This is a genomic window from Aeromonas sp. OTU364, assembly GCF_038440395.1.
In the GTDB taxonomy this organism is placed as follows: Bacteria; Pseudomonadota; Gammaproteobacteria; order Enterobacterales; family Aeromonadaceae; genus Aeromonas.
This window is the reverse complement of record NZ_JASATR010000006.1, coordinates 152,615-167,909: the sequence shown is the minus strand read 5'-3', so window position 1 is coordinate 167,909 and position 15,295 is coordinate 152,615. Positions and strand designations below refer to the sequence as shown.

Here is a 15,295-nt window from a genome sequence, read left to right as displayed (position 1 = left end):
GATATGGCCCCTCTGGGCACTTATTTAAGGAATTCCTACCTTGTCTCTCTCTATCGAGGCGCTGCGCCGCCGTCTCTCTGCCTGCATGAACCTCGACGCCCGCCGCCTCTCCAGCCGTCTGCACGGGGTCAAGAAGCTGCCGGAAGGCAAACAAGCTGCCGTGCTCGAGACCATAGCCGCCGATCTGGATGTTGCCGAGGGGCGCTACCAGTCCCGTCTGGCGGGCGTGCCCAGGGTCACCTATCCGGACAACCTGCCGGTCAGCCAGAAGCAGGCGGAGATCGCCAAGGCCATCAGCGAGCATCAGGTGGTGATCATCGCGGGCGAAACCGGCTCGGGCAAGACCACCCAGATCCCCAAGATTTGTCTCTCGCTCGGGCGCGGGGTCAAGGGCTATATAGGCCACACCCAGCCGCGGCGTCTCGCGGCCCGCACGGTCGCCGCCCGTATTGCGGAAGAGATGGAGTCCGAGCTCGGCCACTACGTGGGCTACAAGGTGCGCTTTACCGATCAGGTGAGCGAGCAGACCCACATCAAGCTGATGACAGACGGTATCCTGCTGGCGGAGATCCAGCACGACCGCATGCTGACCCAGTACGACACCATCATCATCGACGAGGCCCATGAGCGCAGCCTCAACATCGACTTCATCCTGGGCTACTTGAAGCAACTGCTGCCAAAACGCCCGGATCTCAAGGTGATCATCACCTCGGCCACTATCGATCCCCAGCGCTTCTCCCGCCATTTCAACCAGGCGCCCATCATAGAAGTTTCAGGGCGCACCTACCCGGTGGAGGTGCGCTATCGCCCGCTGTTTGCTGATAAAAAAAGCGGCGACAAGAGCGAGGGGTTGGAGGAGCGCGACGAGCTGCAGGGTATCTTCGATGCGGTGGAGGAGCTGGCCCGGGAGGGGCTGGGGGACATCCTCATCTTCATGAACGGCGAGCGGGAAATTCGCGATACCGCCGATGCCCTGCGCAAGCTCAACCTGCGGGATACCGAGGTGTTGCCGCTCTACGCCCGACTCTCCAACGCCGAGCAGAACAAGGTGTTCCAGCAACACGCCGGACGGCGCATCGTGCTGGCCACCAACGTGGCAGAGACCTCGCTGACGGTGCCGGGCATTCGCTACGTCATCGATCCGGGTACTGCCCGCATCAGCCGCTACTCCTGGCGCACCAAGGTGCAGCGCCTGCCTATCGAGCCGGTCTCCCAGGCCAGCGCCAACCAGCGTAAGGGTCGTTGCGGCCGGGTGGCGGACGGTATCTGTATCCGCCTCTACTCCGAGGAGGATTTCAACAACCGTCCGGCCTTTACCGACCCCGAGATCCTGCGCACCAATCTGGCATCGGTCATCCTGCAGATGCTGGCACTCGGCCTTGGCAACATGGAGGCGTTCCCCTTCGTCGAGCCGCCGGAGTCGCGTCATATCAAGGATGGCCTGACCCTCTTGAAAGAGCTGGAGGCGGTCAAGGAACTGCCCGGTACCCGCGAGCAGGAACCCAGGTTGCAGCTGACCGAGACCGGTCGCCAGCTGTCGCGCATTCCGCTCGATCCGCGGCTCGCCAAGATGGTGATCACGGCTTCGCAAACCGGCTGTCTGAGCGAGGTGATGGTGATCACCGCGGGCCTCAGCATTCAGGATCCCCGCGAGCGACCCATGGAGAAGAAGCAGGCCGCCGACGAGCAGCACAGGCGCTTCGAGGACAAGGATTCCGACTTCCTCGCCTTCGTCAATCTCTGGAACTACCTGAAAGAGCAGCAGGATGCCCTCGGCAGCAACCCGTTCCGCCGCATGTGCCAGAAGGAGTTTCTCTCCTACCTGAGGGTGCGCGAGTGGCAGGATATCCACTTCCAGCTGCGCCAGACGGTGAAAGAGCTTGGTTTTAAAGCGAACCATGAACCGGCGGATTTCAAGACGGTGCACTGCGCCCTGCTGACCGGCCTCTTGAGCCATATCGGCAACAAGGATCTGGAGAAGCCCGAGTTCCTCGGCGCCCGCAACGGCCGCTTCCACCTCTTCCCGGCCTCGGGTCTGTTCAAGAAGCCGCCCAAGTGGGTGATGGCCGCAGAATTGGTGGAGACCTCCCGCCTCTACGCCCGCATCAACGCCAGGATTGAACCCGAGTGGGTGGAGCCGCTGGCGGCGCACCTCATCAAGCTGCACCACAGCGACCCCCACTGGTCGAAGAAAAACGGCGCCGTCATGGCCAAGGAGAAGGTGACCCTCTACGGCCTGACCCTGGTTGCCGAGCGCACCATCAACTTCAGCCGCATCGATCCGGCCCAGTGCCGCGAGCTCTTCATTCGTCGCGCCCTGGTGGAGGGGGACTTCGAGACCCGCCATCGCTTCTTTGGCGAGAACCGCAAGCTCCTGGCCGAGGTGGAGGCGCTGGAGCACAAATCTCGCCGTCGCGACATCCTGGTGGATGACGAGGATCTGTTCCGCTTCTACGACGCCCGCCTGCCGGAGGAGGTGATCTCCGCTCGCCACTTCGACAAGTGGTGGAAGGAGGCGCAAAAGCAGGATCCCGAGCGGCTCAACTTCGAGAAAGAGATGCTGATGAAGGGGGATGCCGCCCACATCAGCGATCTCGACTACCCCAACTTCTGGCAGCAGGGGCGCCTCAAGCTCAAGCTGACCTACCAGTTCGAGCCGGGGGAGGCGGCGGACGGTGTGACGCTGCATATCCCGCTGCCGCTCTTGAACCAGGTGGAAGTCAAAGGGTTCGAGTGGCTGATCCCCGGGCTGCGTCATGAACTCTTGGTGGCCCTCATCAAGTCGATGCCAAAGCCGATGCGCAAGAACTTCGTGCCGGCGCCGAACTACGCCGATGCGCTGCTCGCCACCCTCAATCCCGAGCAGGGGCCGCTGCTGGACGAGATGGAGCGTCAACTTCGCCGCATGACAGGTGTCACAGTGCCCCGGGAAGCCTGGGACTGGGCATCGGTGCCCGATCACCTGAAACTCACCTTCCGGGTGGTGGACGACAAGCACAAGCCCATCGCGGAAGGCAAGGATCTGGAGGCGCTGAAAGAGTCGCTGCGCGGCAAGGTACAGGAGACCCTCTCCCAGGTGGCGGACGATGATATCGAGCAGTCGGGCCTGACCCTCTGGAGCTTTGGCGAGTTGCCGAAGGAGTACAGCCAGAAGCGCAGCGGCTTCGAGGTGAAGGCCTATCCGACCCTGGTGGATCAGAAGGACTCGGTCGCCATCCAGCTGGTGGAGAGCCCGGTGGCCCAGCAGCAGCTGATGTGGGCGGGCCAGCGCCGGCTGGTGCTGCTCAACGTGCCGTCCCCCATCAAGTATCTGCAGGAGAAGCTACCCAACAAGGCCAAGCTCGGGCTCTATTTCAACCCCTTCGGCAAGGTGAGCGATCTCATCGACGACTGCATCGCCTGCGGCTGTGACAAGCTCATCGAGCAGCACGGTGGCCTGGCCTGGGACGAGGCCGGTTTCGAGGCGCTCAAGGAGTATGTCCGCGCCGAGCTAAATGATGCGGTAGTGGAGGTGGCCAAGCAGGTGGAAGCCGTGCTGACCCTCTCTCATGAGATCAAGAAGCGGCTCAAGGGCAAGATGCAGCTCGACACCGCCTTTGCCATGTCCGACATCCAGCAGCAGCTCGGCAACCTCATCCACAAGGGGTTCGTGACCGAGACTGGCTGGCAGCGGCTGCCTGACTTGCTGCGCTACCTGCGCGCCATCGAGCGGCGCCTGGAGAAGCTGGCCATCGATCCCAACCGGGACAGGGTCCATATGCTCAAGGTGCAGAGTGTCGAGAGCGACTACAAGGCGCTGCTCGCCAAGATCCCGAAATCCCAGCCGATCCCCCCCGAGGTGGCCAATATCCGCTGGATGATAGAGGAGCTGCGAGTCTCCTTCTTCGCCCAGCAGCTGGGGACACCTTACCCCATCTCGGATAAACGGGTGCAGAGCGCCATAGCCCAGTGCTAAGCTGCTATCTATCTGTTTTATTGGATAGAGTGAAAACAGACCGGGTTTGAAGGGAAGGGAGGCCGTCATATGCTGGGGATCTGGTTGGGGGTTGCGCTGGTCAACATCAGCGGCTATCAGCCCATTGCGGAGCAAACCTGGGTGCAGCTCAACCCGGAGTACTACCCGGTGCACAGGGCCGTGCCTCCCATCTTCGTGGCCTGGCGGGGCAACCAGTTCCCGCCGCTCGAACAAAAGAAGAAGAACGGCCACTGGCAGATCCTGTTTCCCGCCCGTCTGGTGCCCCCCTTCGATCTGTTCGAAGGGGAGGCCCAGCTCTCCAAGGCCTATCTGGCCAGGCTCAAGCGCATCGATGAGATGGCCTATGGCATGGCCCCCCATTCGGCCGTGCAGCCCGTCGCCAGTGGCTCTCTCGCCCCTGAGGATCAGGGAGGGGCGGCCTTTATCACCGAGTTCTCCTTGCCGGGTTCGAATGCGGGGAGGGGGCGGATGCCCCAGAGCGAGCCGCTGCTGGCCAACCTGATGGGGCGGGCTGCACCCATCCCCCTGGGGGCTTCAGCTCAGAGTGGTGCCGTGCAACTCGCCACCCTCGGCCAGGGCGCCGAGGGAACCACGTTGACCCTGTCCGCGACCGCGGCGGGAGGGGCGTCGCGAGTCTGTCACCAGGTGGCGGCGGGGGAGACGCTCTGGCGCATCGCCAGCCAGCTCCAGGCACAGGTGGGCAGCGGGTCTGATACCTACAGCTATCTGCTGGCGCTGGTGGAGGAGAATCGCCCCGGGATGGGCAAGGGAATAAGGGTACAGACGGGCCAGCGCCTCTACTGCCCCAAGGCCGAGACCCTGGCCCAGTTTGACGCCATGAGCCCGGCCCAGCGCCAGCAGCAGTTTGCTCGTCTGGAGCAGGGGCGCTGAGGCGCGTTCGGATAAGATCCGATGCCGCTGTGGGGAGGCGCGAATGGCGAGTCGCGCGTCCCTTGTATCCACCCCGGGCCCATGCTAGTATTCGCGCTCGTTTTGCGAGGTGCTGACCGGTCGCAGTCAACACCATATATTCATCTTAAAAGAGATAACCACTATGTCTTTCGTATTCCAAGCTGAAGTCCGTTCTGACCTGGGGAAAGGTGCGAGCCGCCGCCTGCGTCATGCTGACCAAGTTCCTGCCATCGTTTACGGTGCAGGCAAAGAAGCTGTGTCCGTTACCCTGGACCACAAAAAGCTGATCCTGGCCCAAGAGAAGCCGGAGTTCTACTCCTCCGAGCTGACCCTGGTCATCAACGGTGAAGAAGTCAAAGTGAACGTGAAGGCTATCCAGCGTCACCCGGTTCGCTACAAGCTGGTTCACCTGGATTTCGTTCGCGTCTAATCGACAACGAACTTTCCTGTAAAGAGGCCACCCAATCGGGTGGCCTCTTTGTTTTTACAGCATTTTTACCCACAAAAATAAAATACTCAAACAGCACTATTGGTCTTTACTTGAAGGCATGATTGACAGCAGGACACCCGTTGTGGTGCTCTGATGTCCACAAGGTACTCGGGCAAGTCCACTTTTTTGGGGTGATGTTGACCGTTATGAAGGGAATCGTACGGGCATATTTCCTGCTGTTTTCACCTATCCTGCTGCTGGTCCTGGCGGGGGGCTATCTGCTGGGCAATGCACTGATCGAGCGCGAGCTCTACCGTGTTCGCAGCGATGAGAGCACCTTCCTGGCGCTCGCCAGCGGTCGCCTCGACGACGAGCTGGCGGTGCCGCTGCGCCATGTGCGTAGCATGTCTGAAGAGCCTATCCTGCTCGAGGCGGCGGGTCGCGACGAGCGTGACAACATTGCCGCCCAGTTTACCGTTCTGATGAACCGCAATCCCGACTATGCCCAGGTGCGTTGGCTGGCGCCGGATGGCATGGAGCTGGTGCGGTTCAATCGTCAGGGCCAGCATCTGCAGCGTGTGGCTGACGACCAGCTGCAAAACAAGGGGGAGCGTTACTATTTTCGTGACGCCATGGCGTTGCCCTGGGAGCGAGTCTACGTCTCGCCGCTCGATCTCAACGTCGAGCAGGGGGTGATCGATCGCCCCTTCAACCCCATGATCCGTATTGCCAAGCGTCTGCGCCTGGGGGATCGCGATCTGGGCTTGCTGCTTATCAACGTGCAGGCCAGCCGTATGCTCAAGGTGTTCGCCAACAGCAGTGGCAAGGCCGCCGATCACACCATGTTGTTCAACCAGGACGGTTATTGGCTGCGTAGCCCGGATCCATCCCAGGAGTGGGGCTTCATGCTCGAACGCCCGGATCTCACCCTGAGGCACGCTTCCCCCCAGGCCTGGCAGGCACTCTGGGGCGCTTCCAGCGGCCAGATGGAGTCTGCCGACGGACTGTGGAGCTGGACCACCCTGTACCCGGCGCAGAATCACGATCAGCTGATCTGGAAAGCCGCTTCCCTGGTGCCGCGCAGCGAGCTGCTGGCCATTCGTACTCACATCTGGGGGATCATCTCGGCCACCTGCGCCATCTTGCTGTTGCTGTTCGGTGCCGGAGTAGCCTCGCTGGTGCGCAGCCGGCATCGAGAGCAGCTGGCGCAGCAGGAGGCGGCCAGGCTGGCGCAGGTCAAAGGGGATTTCATCGCCAACATGAGCCACGAGATCCGTACCCCCATGAACGCCATCATGGGACTGACCTACCTGCTCGAGCAGGGAAGGCTCGACGATGGTCAGCATGCTCTGGTGCGCAAGATCCACCAGGCCGGGCAGGCGCTGCTCGGGATCATCAATGACATCCTCGATTTTTCCAAGATTGAGTCGGGCCGGCTCGAGCTCGAGCGGGCGCCATTCAGCCTGGAAGAGGTGCTCGATCACGTGGCGGCCATCATGTCTACCTGTGTCGGCGACAAGCACCTCGAGCTGGTGGTAAGCAGCGCGCCCGAGCAGGCGGCCCATCTGATTGGGGATGCCCTGCGCCTCGAGCAGGTGCTGCTCAACCTGACCGGCAATGCCATCAAGTTCACCGAGCGCGGGGAGGTGGAGGTCAAGGTCGAGTTGGAGGCCGAGCAAGACGGCATGGCCACCTTGCTGTTTCGGGTGCGCGACACCGGGATCGGCATTCCCCCCGAGCAGCAGGCTCACATCTTCAATGCCTTCTCCCAGGCCGACTCCTCCACCAGCCGCCGTTTCGGGGGGACCGGGCTTGGCCTGACCATCAGCCGTCGTCTGGTGAACCTGATGGGGGGCGACATTGGCGTCACCAGCGAACTGGGCAAGGGGAGCGAGTTCTGGTTCCGCGTCCGGCTGGAGCAGGTGGAGCGCCCCGAGGCCTTCAATGAGCGACTGCAGCACGTTTCACTGCTGATTGCTGACGACAATCAGGTGACCCGCGACACCCTGGCGATGACGGTGGGCTCCCTCGGTTGGCAGTCACGGGTGGTGGAATCCGGTGAGCAGGCCCTGCACCATCTGCTGCGTCAGGGTGAGCGTTTCGACGTGATCCTGCTTGACTGGATCATGCCGGGCATGGACGGGCTCGAGACCTGCGTGGCGATTCGCCGTGCCTTCGAGCTACAGGAGCGCTCACCCATCATCATCATGGCGACCGCCTATTCCCAGGACGAGCTGATGCGTCGCCCCGGCTCGGAGCAGGTGGATCTGGTGTTGCACAAGCCGGTGACCGGCTCCAGCCTCTACAACGCGGTGGCACGCCTCATCCACGAGAAGCGCGAGCACGTGGAGCCGCTGGAGAGCGGTCAGCGCCGTCTGCGCCTGCCGGATGTACAGGTACTGCTGGTCGATGACAGCGACATCAACCTGGAGGTGGCGACCCGCCTGCTGCAACGGGAGGGGGCCGAGGTGATCACCGCCATCGACGGGGAGCGGGCCCTGGCTTGTCTCGCCGATCCGGCGCGGCGCATCGATCTGGTGCTCATGGACGTGCAGATGCCGGTGATGGATGGCTACGAGGCGACCCGTCGCCTGCGCCAGCTGCCGGGACGGGAGGAGACTCCCGTGCTGGCTCTCACCGCCGGGGTGTTCAAGGATCAGCGCGAGGCGGCGCTGGCCAGTGGCATGAACGATTTCATCGCCAAGCCGCTCGATGTGGAGCAGCTCATCGCGACCCTGCTGCGCTATCTCCCGGACAGCGTCTTGCCGCTCGCCGTGAGCGACGAGCCACTCGCCCAGGAGCCGGTGGCCGGCATTGATATCGATACCGGACTTCGCAACTGGGGTGAAGCCTCGGTCTATCTCAAGTACCTGCGCCGTTTTCGCGATGACTACATGACGGTCGGCACCGTGTTGCCGGACTACATCGCCCAGCACGAGACCGATGCGGCCGCGAGCCTGACACACAAGATAAAGGGGGTGGCGGGCAGCCTGTCGCTCACCGATGTGGCGCGCATCAGTGCCGAGTTGAACGAGGCCATCGAGCAGGGGGGCGACACCAGTCAGCTCATCGCTCCCTTCCTCGAGGCGCTGGAGCGGGCACAACACTCCATCGACACCTATGCCGGGCGCGAGCCGGGCGCCGTCAGCTCCCCGCTGGCCCAGGGGGAAGTGCGGGAGGTGTGTTTGCACGCCCTGCATCAAGCCTTGGTGAGCGAGGATCTGGATCTGATTGAGCCGGCGCTGAGCCAGGCCAGGAGTTACCTGCCTGGCGAGCTGGTGAGCGAGATAAGTGCGGCCCTGGAGCTGTTCGATATCCCGTTCGCCACCCGCAAGCTGGAGGATTATCTGGAGGATCGGGAGGAGCCTGCCCCATGAATCGACCGCGAGTGCTGATCATCGACGACGAGCCGAGCAACCTCGGGCTGCTGCGGCAAATCCTCAAGGAGGAGTACAACCTCTTCTTTGCCAAGGGGGGGGAGGAGGGGCTGGCCGCAGTGGGGCGCCACGAGCCGGCCCTGATCCTGCTTGACGTGCGCATGCCCGACATGGATGGCTACGAGGTGTGCCGTCGGCTCAAGGCCGATCCGGCCCACGCCGGGATCCCTGTGCTGTTCATCACGGCGAGCGACAACGCAGACAGCGAGAGCCAGGGGTTCGAGGCGGGCGGGGTGGATTACATCTACAAGCCGGTCTGCCCGAGCACGGTGCGTGCCCGGGTGCGCAACCACCTCTCCCTGGTGCGTCTCGATCAGCTCGAGCGCAGCTATCGCACCGCCATCGTGATGTTGAGCGAGGCGGGTCACTACAACGACACCGACACCGGGGTTCATATCTGGCGCATGGCCGCCTATGCCCGAGCCCTGGCCGATGCGCTTGGCTGGAGCCCGGAACAGTCGGATCTGCTGGAGCTGGCGGCCCCCATGCACGACATGGGCAAGATTGGTATCCCCGATCATATCCTCAAGAAGCCCGGTCCCCTCACCGAGGAGGAGTGGGTCATCATGCGCAGTCACCCGCGCATCGGTTACGAGATCCTGAAGCGCTCCGACGCGCCCATCTTTCGCATGGCGGCGGACATTGCCCTGCATCACCATGAGAAATGGGACGGCTCGGGGTACCCCGCCGGCGAGAGCGGCGAGGAGATCCCCGAGGCATCGCGGATCGTGGCCATCGCCGATGTGTTTGACGCCCTGAGCGTGCGTCGCCCCTACAAGGAGCCCTGGCCACTGGACAGGGTGCTGGCCACCATGCGCGATGGCGCCGGCCAGCACTTCGATCCCCGGCTGCTCGCCTGCTTTCTCGAGATCATGCCGGAGATCTTGCGCCTCAAGAGCCAGTGGGACACCCGCGAGGAGCGGGGGGATTACCAGATAGGCTGTGTCAGGTAGGGATTGCTCACCTTCTCGCGGCCCAGGGTGGAGCTGGGGCCGTGACCGGGCACGAAGACGATGTCATCCCCAAGGGGCAGCAGGGTCTCGGTGATCGACTTGATCAGGGTTGCGTGATCGCCACGGGGAAAGTCGGTGCGCCCTATGCTGCCGGCAAAGAGCACGTCTCCCACCCAGGCGAGTCGCTCGGCCTGGCTGAGCAGCACTATGTGCCCCGGGGTGTGGCCCGGGCAGAAATAGACCTCCAGCTCGCACCGCCCCACCTGCACCTTGTCGCCTTGCTCAAGCCAGCCATCCGGTGTAAAGGCCGGAGCATGGGCAAAGCCGAACATCTGGCTCTGCTGGGGCAACATGTCGAGCCAGAAGGCATCCTCCCTGTGGGGCCCAGTAATGGCCACGCCGGTTTTCTCGCGAAGCTCGGCCGCCGCCCCCACGTGATCCAGATGCCCGTGGGTCAGCAGTATATGGGTCAGGGTCAGCCCCCGCCTGGCGATGGCCGCCAGCAGCTTCTGTGCCTCGCCACCGGGGTCAATCAGCGCCGCCTGATGGGTCTCGTCACACCAGATGAGGGAACAATTCTGGGCGAAAGGGGTGACCGGGATCACCTCGAACTTCAACATGTGGGACTCTCCTGATGGGTCTGACGGGCGTGCAGCTCGGCGAAGTAGGCGAGGCAGGCCTGCTTGTCACCGCGAAACTGGATCCGCTCGCGCTTGTTGTTCAGCTGATAGAGGTACATGGGGTCATAGTATCGGGTCAGCAGCAGGCGGATCCAGGCGAGGTGCAGCGCCGTATCTCCCGTGCTGGCCTGCTCCTTGAGGGCGGCCTGCATCAAGCCATCCAGCTCCCGGTGATCCTTGTCCCCCAGGCGGCGTTTGAGCCGGGCAAGGGCATCGGTCAGGTAGCCGGCAAACAGCGGCCAGCCCGCCTCGCCGCCGTGCATCTCCAGATAGCGTTGCCAGAGATCCTGCACGTAATCCCCCCGGATCTGCTCGGCTCTCTCCTCCTGGGGTACCTCTACCACCACCAGGGGGGCCTGGCACATGGCCTCATAGAGGTTGAGAGGCAGGGCGCAGCGACCGATGAGGCGGCTCTCGTCTTCCACCACGAAGGCATGTTCACCCCTGTGCCGGCGCTTGAGCAGCTCTATGGCCAGCCGGTTCTCGAAGTTGATGTTGCTGGGCTGCCCCCCCGGCAACTGACCAAAGGAGGATCCCCTGTGGTGGGCGTGTCCTTCCAGATCCACCGACTGGGCAATGTCGGCCAGCATGTGGGTCTTGCCTGAGCCTGTCATGCCGGTCAGCACGTGCCAGTGGCACTGGGCGCTGGCGCTCTCCTGGGTATCGATGAGAAAGCGGCGCAGCTCCTTGTAGCCGCCGGCCACCCGCGGGCGGGTGACCCCGGCCTCATGCAGCCACAGCTGCACCGTCTGGGAGCGCAGGCCGCCGCGGAAACAGTAGAGCAGGGCATCGGGCTGCTGGCGCAACTGCGCCAGCCATCCTTCGATACGGGCGGCGCGCACGGCGCCCCCCACCAGCTTGTGGCCGAGTTCGATGGCCGCCGCCTGACCCTGCTGCTTGTAACAGGTGCCCACCTGGGCGCGTTCGTCATCCGTCATCAGCGGCAGACTGACGGCGTTGGGGAAGGCCCCTTCCTGGAATTCGACGGGGGCGCGCAGATCGATGAGGGGCACGTCTTCCAGGAAGATGCGCGCCAGGTTTGTTTCGAGCGGCAGCTCACTCATCGCGCATCCCCCTGAGAGATCAGACCCGTCCGGGCAACAAACCGCAGGGCACTCATTGGATGACCTCGATAAAGCGTGCGCCATCGCGTGCCTGCAAGCGGCCAATGGGGGAGAGGCTCAGCCCGGCCTGCTCGGCAATGGCGAGGAATTCGGCCTCGGTTTCCTGACCGACGGCCACCAGCAGGCCGCCGCTGGTCTGGGGGTCGCACAGTATGTTGCGGGTGCGATCGTCCATGGCATCGAGCTTGTGACCATAGGAGTCGTGGTTGCGCAGGGTGCCGCCCGGCACGCAGCCCTCATTCAGGTAGTGATCCACCTCGTCCAGCAGAGGCAGCGCCTTGAAGTCGAGGCGGGCGCACACCCCTGATCCTTCGCACATCTCCAGCAGGTGGCCGGCCAGCCCGAAGCCGGTGACGTCCGTCATGGCGTGCACGCCGGGCAGGGCCGCAAACTGCTGGCCAATCTTGTTGAGGGTGCACATGGCCTCGGGGGCCAGCTGCTCGTGCTCGGGTTTGAGCTTGCCCTTCTTCTGGGCCGTGGTGAGGATGCCGATGCCAAGGGGCTTGGTGAGATAGAGCACGTCACCCACCTGGGCTGTGTCGTTCTGCTTGATGGCACCCAGCGGCACTATACCGGTCACCGCGAGGCCGAAGATGGGCTCGGGGGCATCGATACTGTGACCACCGGCCAGGGAAATGCCCGCCTCGTGACACACCTGACGACCGCCGTCGATCACCTGCTGGGCCACTTCAGGCGCCAGCGTGTTGATGGGCCAGCCGAGGATGGCGATGGCGACGATGGGCTTGCCGCCCATGGCATAGATGTCGCTGATGGCGTTGGTGGCGGCGATGCGACCGAAGGTGAAGGGATCGTCGACGATGGGCATGAAGAAGTCGGTGGTGGAGACGATGCCCTGACCGTTGCCTATGTCCACCACGGCGGCGTCATCCTTGCTGCTGTTGCCGACGATCAGGGTCGGATCGTCAAAGCCCGGGATCTGGCTCTTCAAAATGGTGTCGAGCACCTTGGGGGAGATTTTGCAGCCACAGCCAGCGCCGTGGCTGTACTGGGTCAGACGAATGGAAGACATGCTTACCCCTTGTTTGTGCAAACAGTGCAGAGGCTCTGTGGAGCCGTCAAATGCGCGCTCAAGCGCGTGAAATTCGGGTGGCCCTGGTTGCCTTGGGAGGCTGCGATGTCACGCAAGGCTGCCGGACAGGACGGGGAAGGAGGGGCGACATGGTGCGCCAGCGCAGCCCCGCCAAGGGCCACAGGACGGGGCATTATGCCACAAATGCCCTCTCTGGTTCGAACTGGAATTCACACAAAACGCAGGGGATTGGTGGGCAAAAAAGAGAGGGATCGGCCTTATGCCACGAGCTGGCGGCAAGGCATCTCCCCCTGTGTTGCCCCGAGGGCGAGCCATGCTCAGGTCGGGGCCATCTTTATACCGGGCTCTTACCCGGCTTGCTCCATCGCTGGCGGGCGAGCCTTGCCGAGCCGGCGCAGACGCCGCTGCAGCGGCCGCTCCAGCAGGGTGTAGCTCAAGGACGAGAGGCCGATCAGCACGGCGAGCATCAGCAGGGTGGCCAGCACACCCAGCAGCGGGTTGGTCTGGGCATACCACCACTCGGTGAGCTCCGGCGCCAGATAGTGGATGAGCTCGCAGCCGGTGAGCAGCACCAGCGCGTGGAGCAGGTAGATGGAGTAGGAGAGATCCCCCAGCCAGTTGGTGAAGCGGTTATCAAGCAGGCGCAGCAGCGGGCTCTGGCGATCGCCCTGGCAGGCGGCAATCCAGATCAGCAACACGTAGGCGCTGATCAGCAGCAGGGTCAGCTGCGGCGTCATGGTGAACTGCATCAGCGCGAAGGGGAGCAGAAAGGCGAGCAGCAGCGGCAGATCCTGCTGCATCATGGGCCACTGGCGGGCAGCCTTGACCTTCGGCAGCAGCCAGAGCCCGAGCACGAATTCACTCACCCCGCGCCCGATGGCCAGCGCCCCGCTGGTGACATCCAGGGTACCCCGGCTGTGCACGATAAAGGCCAGCACCGTCAGGGCCAGCAAGGAGGCGAGGTTGCTCCAGCGGCTGCGGGTGACGGCGAGGGGAATGAGCAGCGGAAACAGCAGATAGCTAATCCACTCCACGCTCAGGGACCAGGCGGCGAAGTTCCAGGTCAATCCGTGATCGGTCACCACCTGCAGAAGCAACAGACTGCTTGGCAGCGCCTCGGCCGGGGTAAAGGGCGAGCCGAAAGGAGGCATCCCTTCCCACTCTCACATCTTGAACAGGGGGCCGGCGTAGAAGCCAATCCCATGGTTGGCCTTGTAGAGCTCCCAGCCAACCAGCAGCAGCAGAGTGACCAGATAGAGGGGATAAACCCGGGTCAGCCGCAGCCAGAGGAAGCGGCCATAACTTATGGTGCGGGGCGTGCGGGCGAAGGCTTCCCCGTAGACATGGGCCAGCACCAGCCCGCTCAAAATAAAGAACAGATCGACCCAGAGGTAGCCGTTCTCGATGAGTTGGGTGTGGCCTGCGATGGACTCCATCCACTGGGGAAAGAGCAACAGGCGGGCATGGAACAGCACCACCATCAGGGCAGCCATGCCCCGCAGCGGCGTCAACAGCGGCAATGATAGATTCATGGCGGGATCCTTGTGATGTTCAGCTTGGCCTGACATCGATTTTTTGTTGTGGTGCCGCCCCTCAACCCTGATGGGTCGGCTGCCTCGGCTTGGCTGCCGCAGGCGGGATCATCCTACCCAAAAGAGATCCATACGGGCGTGATTGTCGTCATGAATGTGCGTTTATCACGCAAAAATCGCCTGCTCTCTGGGGGAAGGTCAGGAGCAGACACGGGGATCTAGACTAGGAAGGTCGCCCACATGAATGCAAGGAGCACGCCCGATGAAACTCTATGCCCATCCCTTTTCGTCCTACAGCCAGAAGGTGCTGATCGCCCTCTACGAGAATGACGTCCCCTTCGATTACCTCAACCTGGAGGCGGCGACGGTGAAGGAGGAACTCGCCAGCCTCTGGCCCCTCAAGCGCTTTCCCGTGCTGGTGGATCAGGGGCGCACCCTGATAGAAAGCAGCACCATCATCGAATATCTCCAATGCGCGCATCCCGGCCCCCGTTGTCTGGTGCCCGCAGGGGAGGAGGGGATCGAGGTTCACATGCTCGATCGCCTGTTCGACAACTATGTGATGACGCCGATGCAGAAGGTGGTGCTGGACAGGATGCGCCCGGCGGGGGATCACGATGGTTACGGCGTCGCCCAGGCCAGGGAGCTGCTGGACAAGATCTACCCCTGGCTGGACCAGCGCCTCGCCGGACGCACCTGGGCGGTAGGGGAGGCGTTCACCCTGGCCGATTGTGCCGCCGCCCCTTCGCTCTTCTATGCCGATTGGGCCCATGAGATCCCGTACTCACTCACCAGGCTGCGTGCCTACCGTGCCCGTCTGCTGGGTCACCCCTCCATAGTCCGGGTGGTGGATGAGGCGAGGCCCTACCGCCACTACTTCCCCCTGGGGGCGCCGGCCCGTGACTGAGCCGGGCGCGAGATCCCGGCAGAAGGCAGCGAACCTAGCACAGAAACCGGACGGGGAATGGTCGGGAGGGGGGGGGAGGGGAAGAGTATTTTATGCAGTAAAATGAGTGTTGATGCGTTTGTGTCTGATATTTTCCCGAGGATTTTCCAAGTATCGTGATTTTATTTTCATGTTTTTGCATAAAAGCATCGCCATGTTCACCGCTGGTGAGTGCCATCTGCCGGTGAGCATGAAGCTTGGCTAAGGCGAGGGGGCGGGAGGAGTGGCGGCCAGTTGAGGAGGGCACAGACGGA

Annotated in this window: 9 protein-coding genes and 1 pseudogene; 6 read left to right on the top strand and 4 right to left on the bottom strand. The window is 63.0% G+C overall.

All coding sequences use genetic code 11. The features are described 5' to 3' along the window. Positions 1-40: 40 nt before the first annotated feature. From hrpA to AAHB08_RS09015, 5 genes are all read left to right on the top strand, one after another. On the top strand, positions 41-3,955 hold the full coding sequence (hrpA, locus tag AAHB08_RS09035) for an ATP-dependent RNA helicase HrpA (protein ID WP_342058735.1): 3,915 nt from the start codon (positions 41-43) through the stop codon (positions 3,953-3,955). 69 nt (positions 3,956-4,024) lie between these two features. After that, positions 4,025-4,867: a hypothetical protein gene (locus AAHB08_RS09030; RefSeq protein WP_342058734.1), complete on the top strand. Its 843-nt coding sequence runs from the start codon at positions 4,025-4,027 to the stop codon at positions 4,865-4,867. A gap of 163 nt (positions 4,868-5,030) precedes the next feature. Further along, the gene (gene rplY, locus AAHB08_RS09025; RefSeq protein WP_041205748.1) at positions 5,031-5,318 is read left to right on the top strand and encodes a 50S ribosomal protein L25; all 288 of its coding nucleotides are present in this window, start codon (positions 5,031-5,033) and stop codon (positions 5,316-5,318) included. A gap of 206 nt (positions 5,319-5,524) precedes the next feature. Then, positions 5,525-8,695 (top strand): hybrid sensor histidine kinase/response regulator, encoded by a 3,171-nt coding sequence (locus AAHB08_RS09020; protein ID WP_342058733.1) that lies wholly within the window; start codon positions 5,525-5,527, stop codon positions 8,693-8,695. Continuing rightward, positions 8,692-9,708 carry a response regulator gene (locus AAHB08_RS09015; RefSeq protein ID WP_202045702.1) on the top strand — a complete coding sequence of 339 codons (1,017 nt, stop codon included), beginning with the start codon at positions 8,692-8,694 and terminating at the stop codon, positions 9,706-9,708. Before AAHB08_RS09020 ends, AAHB08_RS09015 begins: the two co-directional genes overlap by 4 nt. Here AAHB08_RS09015 and AAHB08_RS09010 read toward each other — a convergent pair. From AAHB08_RS09010 to AAHB08_RS08995, 4 genes and pseudogenes are all read right to left on the bottom strand, one after another. Further along, positions 9,684-10,328, bottom strand: a complete 645-nt coding sequence (locus tag AAHB08_RS09010) for an MBL fold metallo-hydrolase (RefSeq protein WP_139434544.1) — start codon at positions 10,326-10,328, stop codon at positions 9,684-9,686. The genes AAHB08_RS09015 and AAHB08_RS09010 overlap by 25 nt on opposite strands. After that, positions 10,322-11,452, bottom strand: a complete 1,131-nt coding sequence (gene mnmH / locus AAHB08_RS09005) for a tRNA 2-selenouridine(34) synthase MnmH (protein WP_342058732.1) — start codon at positions 11,450-11,452, stop codon at positions 10,322-10,324. Before mnmH ends, AAHB08_RS09010 begins: the two co-directional genes overlap by 7 nt. Positions 11,453-11,504: 52 nt before the next feature. Then, positions 11,505-12,542, bottom strand: a complete 1,038-nt coding sequence (selD, locus tag AAHB08_RS09000; RefSeq protein ID WP_342058731.1) for a selenide, water dikinase SelD — start codon at positions 12,540-12,542, stop codon at positions 11,505-11,507. A 368-nt stretch (positions 12,543-12,910) separates the two neighbouring features. Continuing rightward, a pseudogene (locus tag AAHB08_RS08995) lies at positions 12,911-14,095 on the bottom strand (acyltransferase family protein). A 262-nt stretch (positions 14,096-14,357) separates the two neighbouring features. On the opposite strand from AAHB08_RS08995, the gene AAHB08_RS08990 reads away from it, so the two are divergent. Continuing rightward, the gene (locus tag AAHB08_RS08990) at positions 14,358-15,002 is read left to right on the top strand and encodes a glutathione S-transferase family protein (protein WP_342058730.1); all 645 of its coding nucleotides are present in this window, start codon (positions 14,358-14,360) and stop codon (positions 15,000-15,002) included. The last annotated feature ends 293 nt before the right edge of the window (positions 15,003-15,295 follow it).

Bases quoted from the DNA above. Each gene is read 5' to 3' on its own strand.
- AAHB08_RS09030 (WP_342058734.1), top strand. From the start codon at position 4,025: ATGCTGGGGATCTGGTTGGGGGTTGCGCTGGTCAACATCAGCGGCTAT.
- rplY (WP_041205748.1), top strand. From the start codon at position 5,031: ATGTCTTTCGTATTCCAAGCTGAAGTCCGTTCTGACCTGGGGAAAGGT.
- AAHB08_RS09020 (WP_342058733.1), top strand. From the start codon at position 5,525: ATGAAGGGAATCGTACGGGCATATTTCCTGCTGTTTTCACCTATCCTG.
- AAHB08_RS09015 (WP_202045702.1), top strand. From the start codon at position 8,692: ATGAATCGACCGCGAGTGCTGATCATCGACGACGAGCCGAGCAACCTC.
- AAHB08_RS09010 (WP_139434544.1), bottom strand. From the start codon at position 10,328: ATGTTGAAGTTCGAGGTGATCCCGGTCACCCCTTTCGCCCAGAATTGT.
- mnmH (WP_342058732.1), bottom strand. From the start codon at position 11,452: ATGAGTGAGCTGCCGCTCGAAACAAACCTGGCGCGCATCTTCCTGGAA.
- selD (WP_342058731.1), bottom strand. From the start codon at position 12,542: ATGTCTTCCATTCGTCTGACCCAGTACAGCCACGGCGCTGGCTGTGGC.
- AAHB08_RS08990 (WP_342058730.1), top strand. From the start codon at position 14,358: ATGAAACTCTATGCCCATCCCTTTTCGTCCTACAGCCAGAAGGTGCTG.